We start from the raw sequence: 19791 nt of genomic DNA, 5'->3' as shown, positions 1-19791 counted from the left end.
GCCGCGCACTGCGGGTGCCGCGGTCTTCTGCGTCGTACGGATCATGCCGACCGAGGCGGATTCGTCAGTACGCACACGCACAGTGCCCCATCGCCCACGGTGATGTCGCCCACACGGCAGCGGCACACGAGACCTCGGCCGGGCCTGCCAATGCCTCCATTCAGGCCGCCAGTTCGCGGCCCTGTGGGCATGCTGAAGGGCCACTGGGCAACCCGTGCCGCCCTCGATGCCCGCTGGGCGTCGAGAGCTCCATGGTCATCCCCAAGGCGCGAACCGTCGAGCCCAGGATCGACTGACCTTCGCACCGCCCGTGACCAGCGAAGCCCACTCGCACCGGTCCGATAGCATGACCGAACTCACGACGATCGCCCTGATCGCCCGCCCATCACGAGAAAACGCTCCAGCGCGCAGAGTGAGCTGTTTAACCAACATCTACCAAATCGGCCAAACCATTGATATCTATAGCAACGCGGATATATTCGCGAATAAACTGCAAAACGATGTTCGCTGCGTGGCGCCAGCCACGGGCGATGCTGTGGACCGCGGTGGGCGTGGTGGCCCTTGGATTCCTCATCGCGCTGGAGATCACCGCGCGTGGCTACGGCGTACCGGGGCCGATCACCAACCAGGCGCGAGAGGTGCTATTCACCCCCAAGTCGGGGCCGCTGTTGTACGCCGCCATGGCGCTGATGATGGTGGTGCTGAGCTGGCGGCAACGGTTCATCGCCGCTGGTGTCGCGATCGGCATCGACGGTGTGTTCTTGCTGGTGCGGTGGGCGGCCGACGCCAGGATGAACTTCGGCAACGGCGCGTTGTGGGTGCTGTTGAGCTATGGGGTCATCGCCATCACGCGCCGCACAGGACCGGAGCGCGTCCTGCTGCTCAAGGGCGTCGGGCTGGCTCTGCTGCTCGTGGCCGGCCGTAAGACTGGCGATACCTGGCTACTCATCACATCGAAGACCCGCCCGGCGATGCTCGATCAGTACGTGGCAACCGCCGATCAGGCGCTGGGCAACCCGTCGTGGTGGGTAGGCCGGATCGTCAAGGCCACCGGCTCGATCGGGGACGGTGTTCTCGGCTTCGTCTACGGTCAGCTTGCGGTGGCAGCGGTCATCGTCGCGCTGTACCAGCTCCGTAACGTGGCGGTCGAGCGCCGCTTCCCACGTCACCACCTGGTGCGTACCTTTTTGCTCATCGGGCTGCTGGGCCCGGGCATCTACATGCTCTTCCCGGTGGTCGGACCAATCTTCGCTTACGGCGCCGATGGCGGGCATTGGGCGGTAGCCAATCTGTGGCCGGACACGCCGCCACCGATCGAGACCCCGCAGCACATGCCGTTCGACGAGATCACCCCGCGCAACTGCATGCCCAGCCTGCACACAGCGTGGGCCACCGTGATCTTCATCCACACCCGCAAAGGCCCCCGCGTCTTGCAGTTCGCCGGCACGTTCTGGCTGATCACCACGCTCGGCGCGACGCTGGGATTCGGCTATCACTACGGCGCGGACCTCGTGGCCGGCGTGGTGTTCGCCCTCACGATCGAGGCAGGGCTGCGCTCGTTCGACCGCGGTTGGGACCGGTCAGGAATCCAGTTGGTCGCCTACGGCACAACGGTCTTCACCGCGCTCTTGGTGTCGTATCGCTATCTGTCGATGGAAATGGCCGAATATCGGTGGGTGTGTGGACCGCTCGTCATTGTGGTGATGGCCTCAGTGATCCACGGCTACATGCGGACCACCAAGCTGTGGGAACCGAAGGCCGCGCCGGTGCCGCAACCAAAACCGCAACCCGAACTGGTCTGAGTCAGGCTCTATCGAGCCGTATCGAGTCACACCACATCGCGGGCACGTCTTTGTCTCCGCGGTACCCGTGGTACCCGTGGAACCCGTGGAACCAGCCAGTACGTCCTTGATCCGGACGTTCCGCTTGGCCCCTCGCTCGGCGCGGCGGGGCTAGGGGCAGTTGTCGGCGGCGGGTCACATGCCCGGAGCGTCGGGCCGGTGGCGGGGGTGTGTGCGACGAGCCCCTTGACGGATCTGCCGATGCGGCTATGGTTAACGACGTTAGGTTTTCTAACGTCGTGAGGAATTCGATGGGTCGTAGAGAAGAGACGCGTCGGCGAACGTTCGACGAGATCTTGACGGTCGCGAACCGGGTAGCCGAGGCCGAGGGCTGGCCAGCGGTGACGATCCGACGGATCGCCACGGAGATCGGCTACAGCGCGCCCGTGATCTACCAGCACTTCGAGAACAAAGAGGCGGTGCTGCACACCCTGTTGCAGCAGGGCAACACCGAACTGCTGCAACGGCTACGGGGGGCGGTAGCCGGCGGGACGCCAGCACACGGCCCCCACCTGGCAGCGACCGCGTACCTGGAGTTCGTGCGATCGCAGCCAGCCCTGTACCAACTGATGTCGGGCGCGGCGTCCGGCGCGATCATCGACGCCGCTGCTCGCCACCGGGCTGCCGCGGACGTCATCGCCTTCACCCGGCACCTCATCCAGACGTGGGCAGAGCAGGCCACGGTGGAGCTGGTCAGCGTCGAGGACGCCAGCGACCTGCTGTGGGGCACGCTGCACGGCCTGGCGGGCATCGGCACGCTCGCGGACGTCGGATTCGACCGTGCACAACAGCTGGCCGACCAGGCGGTGGCCGCGCTGCTCGGCTACTGGTCCCGTGCGTGATCGCTTCCTTTATCCCCGGGACCGGCGCTTAAGCGGCGCTGTTCTCGCCCTAGTTCACCCGTCGCCAAACCGACCTGCCGTACCTCATGCCCGTGCACGTACCCACCCCGTACAGGAAGGCAGAGCCGTGATCTATCACCACAACCGATTCGTTTTCAAAGAGACCACCACCGCGGAACAGCGAGCGCAGGCGCTTGCTAGCCTGCGCCGCCAGGGCGAGTCGATCGACGCGGTCAAGCAGTACATCGTCGGCCGGGACGTCGGCGGCGAGTTCGCGTACGGTGCCGTCTTCGTCATCGAGGACCTCGATGGCTACTGGCAGTATCTGACGGCGCCCTCGCACGCCCACACCGACCGGATCGGGCTGCCCCTTCTTGAGACCTTCGTTTCCTACGACACCACCGACAGCGACGATCCCGACATCGGCGAGCAGATCGCGGCCTTGCACGCACGCCGCTTCGCCGCCGATCCGGCCCTCACCCAACTCGTCACCGACATCCCCTCCTACACCGGCAGCAGCGCACCAGCGCCCGCCGGGCCCGGCCCCCAGGGCTGAGCAGCCGGAGAACACCGCTCTCGACCGGCTGGGCCGGTGCTGTGTGAGCCAACAAGCGCCGTCGTCCGCGCCGGCAGCGCTGTCGCGGCCTTGGGTCGCCCAGTGGCCCGTGCGCCGTGCTGGGTAAGGCATGATCGAGGGATGTCTGATCGCATCATCGCCGCCTGTGACGGGGCGGCCAAGGGGAATCCGGGGCCGGCCGGCTGGGCGTGGGTCATCGCCGACGCGCAGGGCAGGCCCGAGCGCTGGGAGTCCGGACCGCTGGGCCGTGCCACCAACAACGTGGGCGAACTCACCGCGCTACAGCGCTTGTTGGAGTCGGTCGCCCCCGGGACGTCCCTGGAAGTGCGCATGGACTCCCAGTACGCCATGAAGGCCGTCACGCAGTGGCTGCCGAACTGGAAGCGCAACGGGTGGAAGACGGCGGCCGGTAAACCCGTGGCCAACCAGGAGCTCGTGCAGGAGATCGATGCCCTGCTGGCGGGCCGGGAGGTCGAGTTCCGCTATGTGCCGGCCCACCGGGTGGACGGCGATGTGTTGAACGCGATCGCCGACCAGGCCGCGAGTGACGCGGCCATCAGCCAGCAGGCCGCCGGCACCGCGCTCGGCGCCACCCAGCCGCCGGTGCCGGCGCCGGAGCGCAGCGCCCCGGCCCGTTCAAAGTCGGGTGCCGCGGCAGGCAAGCGGCCGGCCCGCGCCACGGCGGGGAACGGCTCGCGGACCATCAAGGCGAAGTTCCGCGGCACCTGCCCGTGCGGGCAGCCGTACGCCATCGGCGAGGCGATCGCCAAGCTGGGGACGCGTTGGGGCCATCCCGGGTGCGAGGCGCCGGTGACGGAGGTCTCGGGCGTTTAAGGTCGCGGGCATCTGCGGTCTCGGGCGTCTGCGGGGCCGCCGGGCCGGGCCGGGCGGCCAGTGGACGGACCGATCCACGACGACATCCGACAATATCGCCTTGGGGCTCTTACCTGCCCATTTATGGCGGCCGGCGATGGTAGGGCGGTCCGGCTGATCGATACGCCATGTGTGGTGTACCAGTCGGTTAACTGGTGGGACGCGGCGGATGCGGTAGCGGCCAGGGCGTGGCGGGCCCCGGCGGGCCCCCGCTGCTGGCGATCGGTAGATCTCGCTGCCGCCGCGAGGGAAATACACGTGCGGAAGGCCGTTGCTTCGGCGCAGGCGGCCTCGTCGAACGGGACCGCCTGCCGAGGCGGCTACTTGCCGACCCGCTACTTGCCGACTCGCTACCTACCGAATCGCTACCTACTGGCCGGCTGCGTGCAGGCAGTGAAGCGCGTCGCCGTCTCTGCCAGCACTTCCGCCCCTTCTCTTGCCCACAACTCCTCGTTGAAGAGCTCCACTTCGATGAAACCCGCCCAACCCGCCGACTCGACCAACGCGAGCCAGTGGCGGAAGTCAATGGCGCCATCGCCCAGTTGGCCGCGGCCAGTGAGGACGCCGGCCGGAAGAGGAGTCGTCCAGTCGGCGAGCTGGAAGGAATGGATACGGCCGGTGGTACCCGCACGGGCCACGGCTGCGGGAGCCCGGTCGTCCCACCAGATGTGGTACGTGTCCACGACCACGCCGACCTGGCGGGCGGGGAAGCGCTCCGCGAGGTCAAGAGCCTGATCGAGGGTGGAGACCACGCAGCGGTCCGCGGCGAACATCGGGTGCAGGGGTTCGATGGCCAGCCGGACCCCTCGGTCGGCTGCATAGGGGGCCAGGGAAACGAGCGCGTCCGCGACCCGTTCGCGCGCCGCCACAAGGTCGCGGCTGCCCGGCGGAAGGCCGCCCGACACCAGGACCAATGTGTCCGTGCCAAGCGTCACCGCCTCATCGATCGCAGTGCGGTTGTTCGCCAAGGCGCGGGCCCGGTCGCCGTCGTCGAGGGCGGTGAGGAAGCCGCCCCGGCACAGGGAGGTGACGGCGAGGCCGGCGTCGCGGACCAGCGCGGCCGTCGCCTCCAGGCCGTACTGCGCGACCGGTTCGCGCCACAGGCCCACCGCCGGGACGCCGAGGCGCGTGCACGCATCGACGAGAGCCGGCAGCGACAGCTGCTTCACCGTCATGTGGTTGATGCTGAAGCGGGAAAGAGCGTTCACTGCGGAACTCCGGAAGCGGGAAAGAGCGTTCACTGCGAAACTCCGTGGACGGTCAGCAGGGACTTCATACGGGTCTCGGCGAGTGCGGGGTCCGAGAAGAGGCCCAGGCCGTCCGCCAGTTCGTAAGCCCGAGCCAGATGCGGCAGCGAACGGGCCGACTGATAGCCGCCGACCATCGTGAAGTGGGACTGGTGCCCTGCTAGCCACGCCAGGAACACCACACCGGTTTTGTAAAACCGCGTCGGGGCCTGAAACAGATGACGGGAGAGCTCGACGGTCGGGTCGAGGAGTTCGCGGAATTTCTCGACGTCACCCGTATCCAAAGAGCGCACAGCTTCCGCTGCCAGCGGCCCGAGTGGATCAAAGATGCCGAGCAGAGCGTGACTGAATCCCACGTCATCGCCCGCGATCAGCTCCGGGTAGTTGAAGTCATCACCCGTGTAGCACCGCACGCCCTGCGGGAGACGACGGCGCAAGTCCACCTCGCGCCGAGCGTCCAGCAGCGAAACCTTGATGCCATCGACCTTGCCCGGGTGGGCCTCGATCACGCGAAGAAAGAGCGCGGTGGCCACGTCCAGGTCCTTCGAGCCCCAATAGCCTTCCAGCGCCGGATCGAACATCGCACCAAGCCAGTGCAAGATCACCGGCTGGGCTGCCTGACGCAGCAGGTGCGTATAGACCTCTAGGTAGTCATCCGGCGAGGAGGCCACGGCCGCGAGGGCACGGGAGGCCAACACGATCGCCTGGGCGCCTGTGGACTGGACAAGTTCGAGCTGCTCCTCGTAGGCGGCACGGACCTGCGCCAGCGTGGCGGGCCCGCTCAACTGGTCGCTGCCGACACCACACCCGATCGTGCCGCCGACCGCACGCGCCTCGGCAGCGGAGCGACGGATCAACTCGGCCGCTGCGGCCCAGTCCAGGCCCATGCCGCGCTGCGCGGTGTCCATGGCCTCGGCCACACCCAGGCCGTGCGACCACAGGTGGCGGCGGAAGGCGAGGGTGGCGTCCCAGTCGATGGCGGCGGGGGAGTCGGGAGTGGTGTCCGCGTACGGATCGGCTACGACATGGGCGGCCGAGAAGACGGTGCGGGAGGTGAAGGGCCCGCCGGCCGTGCAGCGCAGGGGGTCGGTACGTGGCTCGTAGGTGCGCACCGTGCCGTCGGGGTTGGGGAGACGGATGTTCACAAAGAGAGCTTCGGGACGCTCAGGCGGCGACCTTGCGCCGACGACCGCAACCCCAGCTCGGCGAGCTGCACGCCACGCGCGCCCGCCAACAAGTCCCAGTGGTACGGCTCGTCCAACGCAACATGGCGCAGGAACAACTCCCACTGGGCCTTGAAGCCGTTGTCGAACTCAGCGTTGTCCGGGATCTCCTGCCACTGGTCACGGAAGGACTCGGTGAGCGGCACATCCGGGTTCCATACCGGCTTGGGCGTGGCCGCGCGGTGTTGGACGCGACAGTTTCGCAGGCCCGCGACCGCCGAGCCGTGCGTGCCATCGACCTGGAACTCGACGAGTTCATCGCGGTTTACCCGTACCGCCCACGAAGAGTTGATCTGCGCAATCACCCCGCCCTCCAACTGGAAGATGCCGTAGGCGGCGTCGTCAGCCGTCACCGCGTACTGCTTGCCCCGCTCGTCCCAGCGCTGCGGGATGTGTGTGGTGATGTGCGCGTTGACGGAGGTGACGCGGCCGAACAGCTCATGCAGCACGTACTCCCAGTGCGGGAACATGTCGATGGTGATGCCTCCGCCGGCCTCGGCGCGGTAGTTCCACGAGGGCCGCTGTGCGTCCTGCCAGTCGCCCTCGAAGACCCAGTATCCGAACTCGCCGCGTACGGTCAGGATGTCGCCGAAAAAGCCGCCGTCCACCAGGCGCTTGAGCTTGAGCAGACCCGGCAAGAACAGCTTGTCCTGCACCACCCCGTGCTTGACGCCCTTGTCCTGAGCGAGGCGAGCCAGCTCAAGAGCGCCGGCAACATCGGTGGCGGTCGGCTTCTCCGTGTAGAGGTGCTTTCCCGCAGCGATGGCCTTCTTCAGCGCCTCCACGCGGGCCGAGGTGACCTGGGCGTCGAAGTAGATGTCGATGCTGTCGTCGGCGAGCACGGCGTCGAGATCGGTGGCGACCTCCGAGAGATCATGCCGGTCGGCGATCTCGCGCAGCGCGTACTCCCGGCGACCGACGAGAACGGGCTCAGGCCACAGCACATCGCCGCCACCGAGGTCGAGGCCGCCCTGCTCCCGGATGGCGAGAAGAGAACGCACCAGGTGCTGGCGGTAGCCCATCCGCCCGGTGACGCCGTTCACGGCGATGCGCACGGTCCTGCGTGTCACGACGTGCCTCCATGGGGCATCGCGGTATATCCAAACCCTTCTTGAGCCGGAAGTGAGCAGGCAGTGCACAGCAAGCGCTTTCTATCACACCTAGCCCCCCACAGTGGCTCGGGCAAGAGGACACCTTTCGTTTCGTGCGCACCACGTCGGCAGCGGTAGAGGGTGCGGCGCGGCGACTCGTTAGATCAGCTCCGTGGCCTACGGGCGCACTCACGGGGCGATCGGCGTCAGTCCCGGTGGCGGATGCGCTGGAGCGTGCTCTGGGTTGGTCAGGGGGCGGGTAGTGCATGACAGCGCTTACAGCTTCTCCTGGCGGATCGCGTCGTGACACTCGCGCCACGCCACCGCGGACACCCGCATGCCGGCGCACCGACCGACCGCCCCGTCATCCCCATCGTCCCCGCCACTGCCACTGCCACTGCCGCTGTCGCAGTCACCGCTGTCGCCGAAGCCGCAGGCGGCACCTCGACCAGGGTGTGAGAGCCCCAGTCGGCAGCGGACGCTCATCCATCAGGGAGAAGTTCGACCGACTCGCATTCGGCAAGGCACCCGGACCTCACGAGCGCGGCGGCGCACACGAGCAATGAGGCGAGCCCTGGCCCCGCCTTGTTGCCGGAGTCGCCATGCACGGTGTCTTGGCTGGTCGGGCGGTGCCCTGCCGGTCGGCCCAAGACTTGTGGGCCGGTCCAGTGTCTTGCCGGCGCAGTACGGGGGAGAGCCGGCGAACTCGTCGTGCACAGCGAGCGGTTGCTGAAGAGGCAGACACCGGCGTTCACATGAGAGTGTGCTGTTCGCCGCCCATGGACATGGTCTGGGGGCATGTCCCGTCCACGGCTTCTGCGCGCCGTACCCCCGTGACGCGGTGTGCGGGTGTTATCGAAGGCGGTGCGGGAGCCGGGCGGCCTACCCGAGTAGTCCCCCGCGACTGGCCGACTCAGCGCACCCGGTCCTGGGCCGCACGCTCTACGCCCTGTTCGTGATGTTCGTGATGTTCGTGATGTTCGTGATGTTCACAGCATGATGAGCAGCCGCGTATTCGGCTTGAGCTTCCTGTTCACCGAACGACTTTGCACATATACCTCCAACTTGGGATTACGCCCCGCCTTGACCGATACGGTCCCCTGGACATCTGTGCCGAACAGAAGGCTGCGCGCCGCGTCGCCCGTGTATGCGCGGTCGGTGTCCTTCTCGACCACGATGACTTCCTTGTCGGGCTGAACCTGAACCCGGGTACCCAACTGGTAGTAGCACGAGCCTCGTTCGTACGTCACGCCCGGATGCGAATCGACGAAGGATCGAATCTCGACCTCCGTATCGACCTTCAGGAGTCGGTATTTGTCAGCCGGGACCGGTTCGAGGTTCGCCCGCACGTCGTCAACCGATATGTCCTGGCCGATCGCGAACAGGTTCTTCGTGCCGCGCACGCCCTGTTCGCGGCCTCGGAGGAAGCTGGTGGCGGCAGCGCGCACGGTACCGATCGCCTCCTCGACACCCTCCTGAGAATCCGCATCCCAGATCGCGATGTTTCCCGCCGGGAAGCCGTAGTTCTGAGCGGTTCGCTTCGCCAGGGAGTTGGGAACGAGGATCGCGGAAGTCCAGTGGCTCGCAAGCGCACCCATCTTCGCCGCGATCTTGTCGAGCCAGGGGCCGAGGATGGCCATGTCACCATCGTGTCGTCGGTCGCCACCGGAGGCGTTCTCTTCGCCATCCGTCACCACAATTTGAAGGAAGCTGTGCTCGCCGTACTCCTCCCAGATGTGGCCCAGGTCGTCCAGCGACTTCAATGACGCTTCGATGAGCGCCGTAGCACCGTTGTTTACCTTGTACAGGCCCCGCATGGACGGCAGATGCTTCACGTCCATGTCCCAGACCAGGTTCTCCACCTGATGGTCGAAGGAGTAGAGGCTGATGCGAGTCTCATGACCGAGGCTGTCCGACTCGGCCTTCAAGCCTGCCACGAACTCGTCCACGACGCGGACCAGTTGGCTTTGGTGTGGACGCATGGAACCTGAACAGTCCACTACCAGCGCGACGTGATTCACCTTGTGCTGGATCTTGTTGGCGGACATGCTTCTGCTCCTTCTTCGGGGCTCCCCAAGTGACATCTCCACACTATGGGCAGGCACTGACAATGGATCTTGAAGGATGATCACCTGCCTGCCCCCGCGGCAGCCCCTGGCGTCCACGCAAGGCAACTCCTGGCGTCCACGCAAGGCAACTCACCGCCTCCGGGCATGGCAACTCCTGGCCTGTGCGGCGGAGTGGCCCGTTCTTCGGTTGACCGGGCTCCCCGGCCGGGCTTGGCTTGGCCTGTCCCCGTCAGGGGGCTCACATGTCCTGGGAGGCTTCATGCGACTCTTACGCCTGGCAACCGCGCTTCCCGCGGTGGGGCTCTGTCTCCTCACGCTGCCCGCGTCCCCTGCCCACGGTTCCACCGAGACGTCCCACCAGCCCCCGGCCGCGTCCTCACCGGCTGGGCCCCCGCCCCTCATCGAGCGGGTCAGCGTCACCGCAGACGGACAGCAGGCCAACGGTGCGTCCTGGGGCGGCATCCTCAGCGGCGACGGGCACACCGTCGTCTTCGTCAGCGAGGCCAGCAATCTGCTACCCGGCGCAACCCCGGGCATCCAGATTTACGCGAAGGACCTGCGCACCGAGAAGGTCGAAGTGGTCAGCGTGGGGACGGATGGGCAGTTGGCATCCGGGCTTGGAGGCAGGCAGGCCGTGAGCGCCAACGGGCGGTTCGTCGTCTTCGACGCGCAGTCCGCGCTCGATGCGAGCGACACTAACGAGGGCGCTGATGTCTACCTGCGCGACCGGTGGAAGGGCACCACCGAACTGCTCACCACCAAGGGCACGAAGGCCCCGGACGGTCGCAGCTTCGGGGCATCCATCAGCACGGACGGCCGGTACGTCTCCTTCACCTCGCTGCGCTCCGACTTCGGGCCGAAGGACACCAACGGCACGGGTGACGTCTACGTACGTGACCGGCAACGGGGCACCACCGAACTGGTCAGCGTCGCCACTGACGGCACCCAGGGCGACGCCCCGTCTTCCGAATCGCTCCTGAGCCCTGACGGCCGCCAGGCCACCTTCACCACCACGGCCAAGACGCTCTTCCCCTGGACCAGGCCCCAGCAGGCGGTGAAGCGACCTGTGCCCTACGTCACCTTCGGGGTGCATGACCGGCGCACGGAGCAGACGACGGCGGGCGCCTACAACCACAACGGCCTGCCCGCCAAGGTCAGTTACGAGCTAGCGTTCTCCGCCGACAGCCGGTATCTGCTGTTCCAGAGCGGGGAGCGGATCGTGCCCGAGGGTGAGCCGACCGGCGCGTGGAACTACTACGCGCGGGATCTGCGAACGGGTAGCTATCGGCGGTTGGTGCTGATGCCGGACGGCAGCGTTCCACAGCGCACCGTCTACGGCCAGGGCCTGAGCCCGGACAACCGGACCGTCTACTTCACGTGCTCCGACCTGGGCCTCTCCCCGGGGGACACCAACGCTGAGTGGCACATCTATGGCCGCGACCTGGTGACCGGGAAGATCGCCCGTATCACTTCCACACCCGAGGGACACGCACCCGCCGGCGGATCGTGGGGCGCATCCCCCGACCGGTCCGGGCGTTCCTTGCTTTTCACCAGCGACGCCCCCGACCTGGTAGCGGGCGACACCAACGGCGCCCAAGACGTCTTCGTTCGTCGGCTCCGCTGACGGCCGACGCCCGCCTAGATCTGGGCATCGACATACTCCTCACACCAGGCTGCTCATCTGGGCGTTCGCCGGATCGTGCGGCGGCCTTCGCTTGATCATGGGCGGTGACCAAGGTGCACCAACCAAGACGAAGGCCGCCGCGTACGTGCATGAGCTGTCTGATGCTGAAGGGGGTCCGCTACTCAGTCAGCGGGTCCAGCTCCGGCGCTGTCCAGACGGGCCCCATCGAGAGGTAGGTGGTGCGGTGGAGGAGGTCACCGGCCCGCAGCTGCCAATTCCCCCACGGCAGGCCGTCGTTACGCGCCGTGTCCCTGGACTCCAGCACATGGAACGCTCTGGTGTCGACGATCAGTTGCCGGCGCCAGGTGTCGGCGTCCAGTTCGACGGCCGTGCCGGCGCGCCCAGTGCTGTCCTTGACTCGCTCCGTCACCCGCGCACCGGGAATCCCGGTGAGGACCTTGAACAGCGCGGCCCGCAGCCGCGGTTCGGCGGGTGAGCGGGTGAGCAACTCTTCGACGCCGTCGAAGAGCCCCTCCGCGGCCGACTCTCCGGTGGTCTTCCCGACAAGCCGGGCCCGCAGCGCCACCGGCTCGGTGGGCAGCTTCTTGAGGTCGTCCCACATGACTGGATGGTCGCCGATCACATAGGCCGTTCCTCCCATGTCCTTTTGGGAGTAGTCCTGGACCGGGTGGTTGCCGGGCTTCCCGCGGGTGCCGCTTCGGCTCACCCAGACGGTCTCGTACGTTTCGTCCGGCCGCTTGGTCTTGTCGATACTCCGATTCCACTGGAGGGTCCGCACCTTCCAGTACGGTGCCGTCCCCGCCCGCTCCTCCGCCGCCGGGGAGCCCTGCACGTTCTCGGAGCCCGACCAGGGCTGGAACGCGATCCCCAACGCGATCGCCACGACAGCCGCCGCCGAGACGAGCACGGGAAGGTGCCGCCGCCACGTCCGTACCGGGACGATCGCGGCCACCGGCTCCCGTTCGAGCTCGACGGCCGGCCCGTCCTCCCGCGCCTGGCTGGCCGCCGAACGCACCGCGGCCAGCGCCGTGGCGACGGCGTCCGCCGAAGGCGGCGCGACCTTGCCCGCTGCCCGCAACCGGCCCGCACCGGGGAAGTCGAGGAAGTCCGCGCTGTTGGTGTTCCTGTCCTGCCCGGTCATGCGAGGTCTCCTGTCAGGGGAAGCGGGATAGCTGGGCTTAGCGCCTCGCGCAGCCGGGTACGCGCCCGGTGCAGCCGGGATCTGGCCGTGCCCGCGGGGACGCCGACAACGGCCGCGGCCTCGGTGGGGCTGAGCTGTTCCCACGCGATCAACAGCAGCAGTTCCCGCTCCACGGCGGGCAGCTCGGCCAAGGTCCTGCGCATCAGCGGCGCGATCGCCGCCGCGTCCAACCTCTGGTCTACGGCGTGCCATGGGTCGCTGCTCGCCGCGCCGGCGAGCGCGGCGCCGAGCGCGGGCCGTTCAAGGCCGCGCCAGTGCGCGGCCAGCACGTTGCGGGCCACCCCGAACAGCCACGCTCGGACCGGCCCGCGGGCCGCGTCGTAGGTGCCGCGGCCCGCATAGGCCCGTAGCCACGCCTCGGCCAGCAGATCGTCCGCCGCGCCGGGGGCCCGGCGTGCGAAGTAGCCGTGCAGTGCCCTTGAATGGCGCTCCACAAGCGGTTCGAAGGCCGACGCGTCGGTGTCCGAGCGCGCCAGCAATTCCTCGTCCGTTGCCACGGACCTCCCCTTCCACGGGCCGCGCCTTCCGCGGCCTCCTCCCCCTTCTTGTGTCCGGCCCGCAAAAGCGTTCGCACCCCGGAAGTCGGCACGGGCAGTTGCGTACGGTGCGATGGCTCATCGGGTCAGCCCGCCACGTCGCCTATGAGCACCATCTTCTCGCAGCGGTCGCGCGCCGTGCGATCCGGTGGGCAGAGCGGCTGGGAGCGCTGCACGCACGGCAGCAGCAAGGACGACAGCGCCGAAAGGCACGGCGCACGCGAAGGACCCGCGAGCAGTGCTCGCGGGCCCCGTGTGACGCTGGTTCTCGTGTGTTGTTGATCCCTGTGTGTCGTCGGTCGGGTCCGTCAGTGGATGGTCAGCGGACGGTCAGGGTGTAGGTCGAGCTGCCGGTCTTTCCTGCCTCGTCCGTGGCCGTGACCGTGATCTTGTAGACACCGGCGGTCATCGGAGCGAAGGCGGTCATCTGTGAGCTTCCACCGGGTGCCACCGTCTGCGGGAAGAACATCGGCGACATCGTCAGGCCCGTGGCGGTGAGCTTGCTGGAGCCCTGCCCGCCGGTCACCGAGATCTTCGTCTGAACGATTCCACCGGCGCTGACGGTGGCGGAGTCGTTCGCCAGCACGGGCTTGGGGCCCTCGGGGCTGGTGCCGTCATCGACCGTGAGCGTGTACGTCGCGGTCTTGGTGCCGGACGTGCCCTTGGCCTCGACGGTGATGGTGTGCTTGCCCTTCGGGGTCTGCGTGGAGGTCTCGAAGGTCACCTTGGACGTGTCACCGGACTGGATGGAGGTGGGCTGGAACGTGGCGGTCGTGCCGGTGGGCAATCCGGTGGCCGACAGTTCGACCTTCTCGGCGCCCGCCTCACCGGCCTTGCTGGTCAGCGTGGTGGACACGTACTTGCCGGGAGCGACCTGTCCAGCGGCGGGGTTGAGGCTGACGGAGAACTTCCCGTCGCCTGGATCAACATTGCCGATCTCCTTCTTGGCCCAGTCACCCATCGAGTTGGTGAGACGGGCCATGATGCTGTAGCGGTCGCAGTTGCCCGCGCCCCACGACACGACGCCTACCACGACGCCGTCCACGGTGAACGGGCCGCCGCTGTCTCCCGAGCACGTCCCGGTGCGGCCGTCGCTGTAGCCGACGCAGACCATGAGCTCAGGGTTGACCTTGATGTCGAACACCTGGCAGTTGGCGGCGTCATTGACCGGCATCGTGGTCTTGTAGAGCACACCGGAGGAGCCACCGGCGGAGACCTTGCCCCAGCCGACCGCCATGCCCGACTTGCCGGGCTCGGTGAGCGCGCTGTCGCCCGATCCTGCGACCTTGGCCCACTGGCTTGAGGGCACCGGAATGTCGTCCTCTGTGGTGACGACGGCAACGTCGTAACCGGTGCGCCAACTGTTGGTGCCGGTGTACTGCGGGTGCACCTTGTAGGAGGCGAGCTTGGTGCGGAAGCTCTCGTCGCCCGTGGTGTTCAGGTCATCGTCGCCGTACAGGTAGCTCTTGGCACCGGTGGCGTCGATCATGCAGTGCGCGGCGGTGAGGATCTTGTTCCGGCCGACCACCGAGGCGGTGCAGGAGGCGCCCTGCGGGCCGCCGCCGCCCACGCGCAGACCGGTGATGAGGGACGGGTTCTCTTTGACCGTGGTGCGCTGCCCGTTGACCACTCGTGGGCTGACACCGCTGTCGGGACGCAGTTGATCGGTGGGGATGGCGGCCTTGGCGGGCGGCGGCGCGCTGTCGGCTGCGGCTGGCAGGGCGGCCGGCAGGAAGGCTATGGCCACTGCGACAATCAGTGGTCGGAGCAGGCGTGTTGCTCTCATGGACGATTCCTCGCTGATGAGGTGGGTGGGTAGGTGGGGGAGTAGCAGAAGGGGAGGGTGTGGTGACCTTCGGGCGTACGCGGGCGAGGCGCCGGGGGTGTCCCAAGGAGCGGGCCGACCTCCGGTTCTCCCGAGCCCTCAGAAGGTGATCGACCAGCCGGTGAGTACGCCGGTGTCGTACTTGTACGCATCCTTGACCCGCAGCTTCCAGGTGCCGTTGGCGTTCTCGGCGGAGGCGTTGACCGCGAAGGTCTGGTGGACGCCATCCGCCGTGCCAACGCCGCCCGCACGCTTGAGTGCGTAGGTGGCGCCGCTCGGCCCGATGAGGTCGATGGCCAGATCGGCGCTGTAGGTGTGGTCGATGTCCACCTTCACCGGCAACGTGGCCGAGGCGCGACCTTCACACTTGTCCTGCGTGATGCTGCTGCTGCCCTCTGCGCTGTCAGGAATGGGCACGGCCTCGGTGTTGCTCTTGATGCCGCAGACCGGCTCCTGGCCGCCGTCCTTGATGAAGCTGGTGTACAGCAGCTTGTTCGGCGATCCGACCCCGGGACTGGTGACCAGGTTCGGTGTGGCGTTGTTGACGAGCGCGTCGCGTACCTGCTGCGGTGTGGCGCCCTTGTTGGCCTCCAGATACATCGCTGCCGCCCCCGCGACGTGCGGAGTCGCCATCGACGTACCACTGCCGGCGCGGTAACTGCCGGTGTGGTCGGAGGAGTAGATGTTGCCGCCGGGCGCGAACAGGTCGAGGCAGGTGCCGTAGTTGCCGCTGCGGCTGCCGCCCTGGTTCATCCAGCCGACCGTGATGGCTTCGGGCACCCGGGCGGGGCTGACGCTACAAGAGTCCTTACCGTCATTGCCGCCCGCGACCGCGACGACGAAGCCCTTGGCCACCAGCGCCTTGACCTGCTGGTCGCCGACGCCAACGACGTCCATGCCCAGGCTCATGTTGACCACGGCCGGGCCCTTGCCGTTGGTGGCGACCCACTCCAGCGCGGCGACGGTGGCCGAGTCGGGTGCGCTGCCGTCACAACCGAGCGACCGCACCGCGACGACCTTGGCCTTCTTGGCGATGCCCACGGTCTTGCCGGCGATGGTGCCGGCCACGTGCGTGCCATGCCAGTAGCAGTCACTGGCGTCCGTGTCATCGTCAACGAAGTCGTAGCCGAAGCTGGCCCGGCCCTCGAACTCGGTGTGGTTCTTGTTCACACCGGAGTCGATGACGTAGGCGGTGACGCTGTCGGCGGTGTTCGGGTAGGTGTACTTCTTGTCGAGACTGGTGGTCTTTTGGTCGGTCTGGTCCAAGCCCCATGACGGCGGGTTCGGCTGCTCGCCCGTGGCACGGGCGGTGCCGTCCTCGTATACCGCCTTGACGGACGGGTCGGCCGCGAGTCGCTTCGCGTCCTGGCCACTGGTGTCGCGGATGGTGAACCCGTTGAACGTGGCGGAGAACGTCCTGGTGACCTCGGCGCCGTATCGGTCGGCCAAGTCGGCAGCCTGGCCGGCTGCGGCCCGGGGGGCGTTGTCCTCAAGGGCAACAATGTACTGTCCTTGGACGTGCTGGGAGGCCTGCTGGACCACGGCTTCTGCCATGGGGGCGGCATTCTGGAGCTCCTGGGCGCCGGCTGCACCGCCGGCGGCCAACATGCCGGCGGCCAGCACGACCGCCGTGCCGGCACGCCGCGTTCTGCGCAAGGTTCTCTCTCGCATGACAACTCCGTCTCCCCGCTCACGGCCCGGAAGAACCGGGCATGAGGAGTGACTGCCGGGGGCCAGGGGGCAGTGAGCCACTCGGCGAGAACGATCCCCCCGGCATGGTCGCCCGAACAACTGTGGCAATCCCCCGTAGAGGTACGGGCTTTAGGCATCGAGTAACGACACCTTCCGTGCCTTCGCCACCTTGGCTATCCTCTGGGAACCTCATCAGTGATCAATGGTTGAGCCGGGGCGTGGGGGCAAGACGATGACATATGGTGCGCGGCCGGCCGAAACCCCATCCTCGACTGTGCTGCGGACTAGCTCACCGGTACTGATCGGCCGTGAGTGGGAGCTGCGGACCCTGCACACCGCCGTGGCCGCCGCACCATCGGTGATCTTCGTCGAGGGAGAGGCGGGCGTCGGCAAGTCCCGGCTGATCGCCGAACTGATCAACGCTATGGGCGACGGACCGCCCTTGGTCGCGGTCCAGCACTGCCAGCCGTTGCGCGATCCGTTCCCCTATGGCGTCGTTCTTGAGTGCCTGAGCCAGTGCGCGGGTCAGGTGGGGCAGGTGCGGGGAAAGTTGAGTGCCGTCGTCGGCGCGCTCCGTCCCTACCTGCCCGAGCTTGCCGACTCGCTGCCGTCCGCACTGCCCGCGTTGGGCGATCCCGCCGCCGAGCGGCACCAGCTTTTCCGCGCCGTGCGCGACCTGTTGGCCGCGTTGGGCCGAGTCGTCCTGGTGATCGAGGACATGCACTGGGCGGACGAGGGCACCCGGCAGCTTCTACGGTTCGTGATGACCGACCCGCCTCCTGGCCTGTCGCTGGTCATGACCTACCGCCGCGAGGACCTGGTGGGCAACGCGCCGCTGGGCCGGCCGTTTCGTCCGCCGCCGTCCGCCGCCGGGGCGCATCTGACTCTGGCGCCGCTGGACGCCAACGGCGTACGGGAACTGGTCGAGGCGATCCTCGGCAACCCGGTGGCGCCCGGATTTGCCGAGATCATGTGGCAGCGCACCGCCGGCATCCCGTTCGTGGTGGAGGAGGCGACGTGCGCGCTACGCGCCATGGAGGGGCGGCTGGGCACCGATGAGGTGACGGCGCGCCGACTGCTGGACATCGTCGAGGTGCCCGTTTTGCTGCGTGAGGCGATGGTCGAGCGCATGCACGCACTGCCGGACGACGCCCGTGCCGTCGCGCAGGCGTCGGCGGTCCTCGGGGTCCCCGCCTCGGACGCGCTGCTGAGCGCGGTCGCTGGAGTGAAGTGGAGCCGGGCGCACGTCACCCGGCTGTTGGAGCAAGCGGTACTGGTGGAGGTGGCGGAGAACGAGTACAGCTTCCGGCACGCGCTCGCCCAACGGGCGGTTTACGGGTCGCTCTCCGGCCCGTACCGCCAGGGACTGCACGTGCGCGCGGTTCGGGAGCTGGCTCAGCTGGACCCGCCGCCGTTGGTTCGGCTGGCCTTGCACTGTAGGAGTGCCGGGCTGACGGCGGACTGGCTGCGCTACAGCGAGGCAGCCGCCGCCGCCGCGATGCGGGCCGGTGACGCCTTCACCGCGATGGAACTGCTCGTCGCAGCGGTGGCCGAACCTACCGCCCGGGCCGCGGACCTGGATCGACTCGCGATCAACCTGTGCGAATCCGCGCTGATCAACTTGCACCACCAAGAGGCCATCGCGCAGATCGAGCAGTTGTCATCCGATCCGCGGCTCTCGGACGAGGTGCGCGGCGAAGTACACCTGTGGCTAGGGCTGCTGCTGATCCGCAAGGTAGGCGCGATGGCCCGCGGCCGGGCCGAGATCGAACTAGCCGTCGAAGCACTGCACGGCCGGCCAGAACGCCGCCTGCGCGGCATGGCCGTTTTGGCCCTGCCCTACATCAGCACCGCCCCATTCGCCGCCGACCTGGTCTGGATGGAGCGAGTGGAGGAGAGCTTGGAGGCTTTGGAGCCGGGTGGTCTGCGCACGGAGCTCTTGGCGTCCGTACTCGGTGCCCGGGTCCTTGTCGGTGACCCGGGGGTATGGGATCGGCTCAGCCTGCTGCCTTCCGTGTCCGAGCCGGTCGAGGCCGGGACGCTGCGCGCGCTCGCACGCGCACACTGCAATCTGGCCGACGGGTGCGCGTGGGCTGGATACTACGGGCGCGCTCGGGAGTACCTGCACAGCGGCCTGGACCTGGCCAAGCGTGCCGGCGCGCCCTATGTGGTCGGCACCGCCGAGGGCACCCGGGCCCGGCTGGACTGGCACGTCGGTGACTGGGACGGTTTGGCGGAACGGATCGAGCAGCTCACGCAGACCTACGCCCACCTGCTGTGGGTGACCAGCGAATTGAATTTGGTGAAGGGGTGGTTGGCGACCGCACGCGGCGATTGGGGCCGCGCGGAGACGGCCTTCAAGGCCACCCGCATGGATCAGCCGGACTCGGCGGTCATCCCGGTCGCCGTGGCCGCGATCGGTGGAATGGCCACGCTGCTGTTGAACCGCGGCGACACCACGGCGGCCTGCGGGTACGCCGACCGGGGAGCGGCACTGATCCGCCGCAAGGGCCTGTGGGCCTGGGCCGGGGAGCTGGCCTGCCCGGCCGTGGAGGCGTATGTGGCCGCTGGGCGCCTTGACGACGCACACACCTTCGTTGCTGACCTGGCCGCCGGGCTCAACGAGGTAGACGCGCCGCTGGCACAGGCGTCCCTGCTTGCCGCCCGGGCACAACTCGCGGAGGCCGCCGGTGACATGGCCGGCGCGGCCCGCCTGTGCGCTGAGGCGATCGGTTGCTTCACGGACCTCGGCACCCCCTACCGGCTGGCGCAGCTCACCGAGACGGTGGCGGCGCGTGCCATCGATATCACCGAACTCACCGACCTCGCGCGCACCTATGAGGAGCTGGGGGCGACCTCGGACGCAGCGCGCTGCCGCCATCTGATCCGCAGCGCCGGTGTAAGCACCCCCTCACCTCGTGGCCGCCGCGGCTACGGCAACGAACTCTCGCCCAGGGAACGCGAGGTGAGGCGCCTGGTAGCGCACGGCCGCACCAATCGCGAGATCGCCCAGGCGATGTTCCTCTCCCCTCGCACCGTCGAGGAACATGTGGCCAAGGTGCTGCGCAAACTCGGAGTGAAATCACGCCAGGAGGTCCACCTTTGATCGGCACGTCAACTCTCCCGTCC

At 67.9% G+C, this 19791-nt stretch carries 14 protein-coding genes; 6 read left to right on the top strand and 8 right to left on the bottom strand.

Translation table 11 applies throughout. From position 1 onward, the window contains the following. Positions 1-500 precede the first annotated feature (500 nt). The 4 genes from FHS42_RS12000 (at position 501) to FHS42_RS11985 (ending at position 4094) form a co-directional block, all read left to right on the top strand. The gene (locus FHS42_RS12000; RefSeq protein WP_246494590.1) at positions 501-1802 is read left to right on the top strand and encodes a phosphatase PAP2 family protein; all 1302 of its coding nucleotides are present in this window, start codon (positions 501-503) and stop codon (positions 1800-1802) included. Between the two features lie 290 nt (positions 1803-2092). Then, the gene (locus FHS42_RS11995; RefSeq protein WP_184571935.1) at positions 2093-2683 is read left to right on the top strand and encodes a TetR/AcrR family transcriptional regulator; all 591 of its coding nucleotides are present in this window, start codon (positions 2093-2095) and stop codon (positions 2681-2683) included. 127 nt (positions 2684-2810) lie between these two features. After that, positions 2811-3239 carry a Dabb family protein gene (locus tag FHS42_RS11990; protein ID WP_184571933.1) on the top strand — a complete coding sequence of 143 codons (429 nt, stop codon included), beginning with the start codon at positions 2811-2813 and terminating at the stop codon, positions 3237-3239. Positions 3240-3380: 141 nt separating this feature from the next. Then, a complete protein-coding gene (locus FHS42_RS11985) occupies positions 3381-4094 on the top strand; it encodes a ribonuclease H family protein (RefSeq protein WP_184571931.1) in 714 nt (237 codons plus the stop codon). A 404-nt stretch (positions 4095-4498) separates the two neighbouring features. Here FHS42_RS11985 and FHS42_RS11980 read toward each other — a convergent pair whose 3' ends face one another. The 4 genes from FHS42_RS11980 to FHS42_RS11965 all read right to left on the bottom strand — a co-directional run bounded on the left by FHS42_RS11980 (position 4499) and on the right by FHS42_RS11965 (position 9742). Beyond that, positions 4499-5308, bottom strand: coding sequence for a sugar phosphate isomerase/epimerase family protein (locus FHS42_RS11980; RefSeq protein WP_184571929.1), 810 nt, complete (start codon positions 5306-5308; stop codon positions 4499-4501). 62 nt (positions 5309-5370) lie between these two features. After that, entirely contained in the window at positions 5371-6525 is a 1155-nt protein-coding gene (locus tag FHS42_RS11975; RefSeq protein ID WP_184571927.1) for a dihydrodipicolinate synthase family protein, read from the bottom strand. Then, complete coding sequence (locus tag FHS42_RS11970; protein WP_184571925.1) at positions 6522-7673, bottom strand: Gfo/Idh/MocA family protein; 1152 nt, start codon at positions 7671-7673, stop codon at positions 6522-6524. Before FHS42_RS11970 ends, FHS42_RS11975 begins: the two co-directional genes overlap by 4 nt. Before the next feature lie 1010 nt (positions 7674-8683). Continuing rightward, positions 8684-9742, bottom strand: coding sequence for a vWA domain-containing protein (locus FHS42_RS11965; RefSeq protein ID WP_184571923.1), 1059 nt, complete (start codon positions 9740-9742; stop codon positions 8684-8686). A 280-nt stretch (positions 9743-10022) separates the two neighbouring features. Between FHS42_RS11965 and FHS42_RS11960 the strand changes: the two genes are divergently transcribed. Further along, positions 10023-11387 carry a TolB family protein gene (locus tag FHS42_RS11960; protein ID WP_184571921.1) on the top strand — a complete coding sequence of 455 codons (1365 nt, stop codon included), beginning with the start codon at positions 10023-10025 and terminating at the stop codon, positions 11385-11387. A gap of 178 nt (positions 11388-11565) precedes the next feature. On the opposite strand, the gene FHS42_RS11955 is transcribed toward FHS42_RS11960, so the two are convergent. The 4 genes from FHS42_RS11955 to FHS42_RS11940 form a co-directional block, all read right to left on the bottom strand. Then, positions 11566-12549 (bottom strand): hypothetical protein, encoded by a 984-nt coding sequence (locus FHS42_RS11955; protein WP_184571919.1) that lies wholly within the window; start codon positions 12547-12549, stop codon positions 11566-11568. Then, positions 12546-13106: an RNA polymerase sigma factor gene (locus tag FHS42_RS11950; protein WP_184571917.1), complete on the bottom strand. Its 561-nt coding sequence runs from the start codon at positions 13104-13106 to the stop codon at positions 12546-12548. Before FHS42_RS11950 ends, FHS42_RS11955 begins: the two co-directional genes overlap by 4 nt. 358 nt (positions 13107-13464) lie before the next feature. Further along, positions 13465-14931: a trypsin-like serine protease gene (locus FHS42_RS11945; RefSeq protein ID WP_184571915.1), complete on the bottom strand. Its 1467-nt coding sequence runs from the start codon at positions 14929-14931 to the stop codon at positions 13465-13467. Positions 14932-15069: 138 nt separating this feature from the next. Next, positions 15070-16641, bottom strand: coding sequence for a S8 family peptidase (locus FHS42_RS11940; protein ID WP_184571913.1), 1572 nt, complete (start codon positions 16639-16641; stop codon positions 15070-15072). A 295-nt stretch (positions 16642-16936) separates the two neighbouring features. Between FHS42_RS11940 and FHS42_RS11935 the strand changes: the two genes are divergently transcribed. Then, positions 16937-19768 carry an ATP-binding protein gene (locus FHS42_RS11935; protein WP_221476387.1) on the top strand — a complete coding sequence of 944 codons (2832 nt, stop codon included), beginning with the start codon at positions 16937-16939 and terminating at the stop codon, positions 19766-19768. The last annotated feature ends 23 nt before the right edge of the window (positions 19769-19791 follow it).

Origin of the sequence: Streptomyces zagrosensis (assembly GCF_014203645.1) — a bacterium.
Lineage (GTDB): Bacteria > Actinomycetota > Actinomycetes > Streptomycetales > Streptomycetaceae > Streptomyces > Streptomyces zagrosensis.
The sequence above is the reverse complement of the archived record's forward strand: the minus strand, read 5'-3'. Positions and strand labels throughout refer to the sequence as shown.

What these genes read in the sequence shown, in the direction of transcription:
- FHS42_RS12000 (WP_246494590.1), top strand. Translation starts at nt 501, where the DNA reads ATGTTCGCTGCGTGGCGCCAGCCACGGGCGATGCTGTGGACCGCGGTG.
- FHS42_RS11995 (WP_184571935.1), top strand. Translation starts at nt 2,093, where the DNA reads ATGGGTCGTAGAGAAGAGACGCGTCGGCGAACGTTCGACGAGATCTTG.
- FHS42_RS11985 (WP_184571931.1), top strand. Translation starts at nt 3,381, where the DNA reads ATGTCTGATCGCATCATCGCCGCCTGTGACGGGGCGGCCAAGGGGAAT.
- FHS42_RS11980 (WP_184571929.1), bottom strand. Translation starts at nt 5,308, where the DNA reads ATGACGGTGAAGCAGCTGTCGCTGCCGGCTCTCGTCGATGCGTGCACG.
- FHS42_RS11965 (WP_184571923.1), bottom strand. Translation starts at nt 9,742, where the DNA reads ATGTCCGCCAACAAGATCCAGCACAAGGTGAATCACGTCGCGCTGGTA.
- FHS42_RS11960 (WP_184571921.1), top strand. Translation starts at nt 10,023, where the DNA reads ATGCGACTCTTACGCCTGGCAACCGCGCTTCCCGCGGTGGGGCTCTGT.
- FHS42_RS11955 (WP_184571919.1), bottom strand. Translation starts at nt 12,549, where the DNA reads ATGACCGGGCAGGACAGGAACACCAACAGCGCGGACTTCCTCGACTTC.
- FHS42_RS11945 (WP_184571915.1), bottom strand. Translation starts at nt 14,931, where the DNA reads ATGAGAGCAACACGCCTGCTCCGACCACTGATTGTCGCAGTGGCCATA.
- FHS42_RS11940 (WP_184571913.1), bottom strand. Translation starts at nt 16,641, where the DNA reads ATGCGAGAGAGAACCTTGCGCAGAACGCGGCGTGCCGGCACGGCGGTC.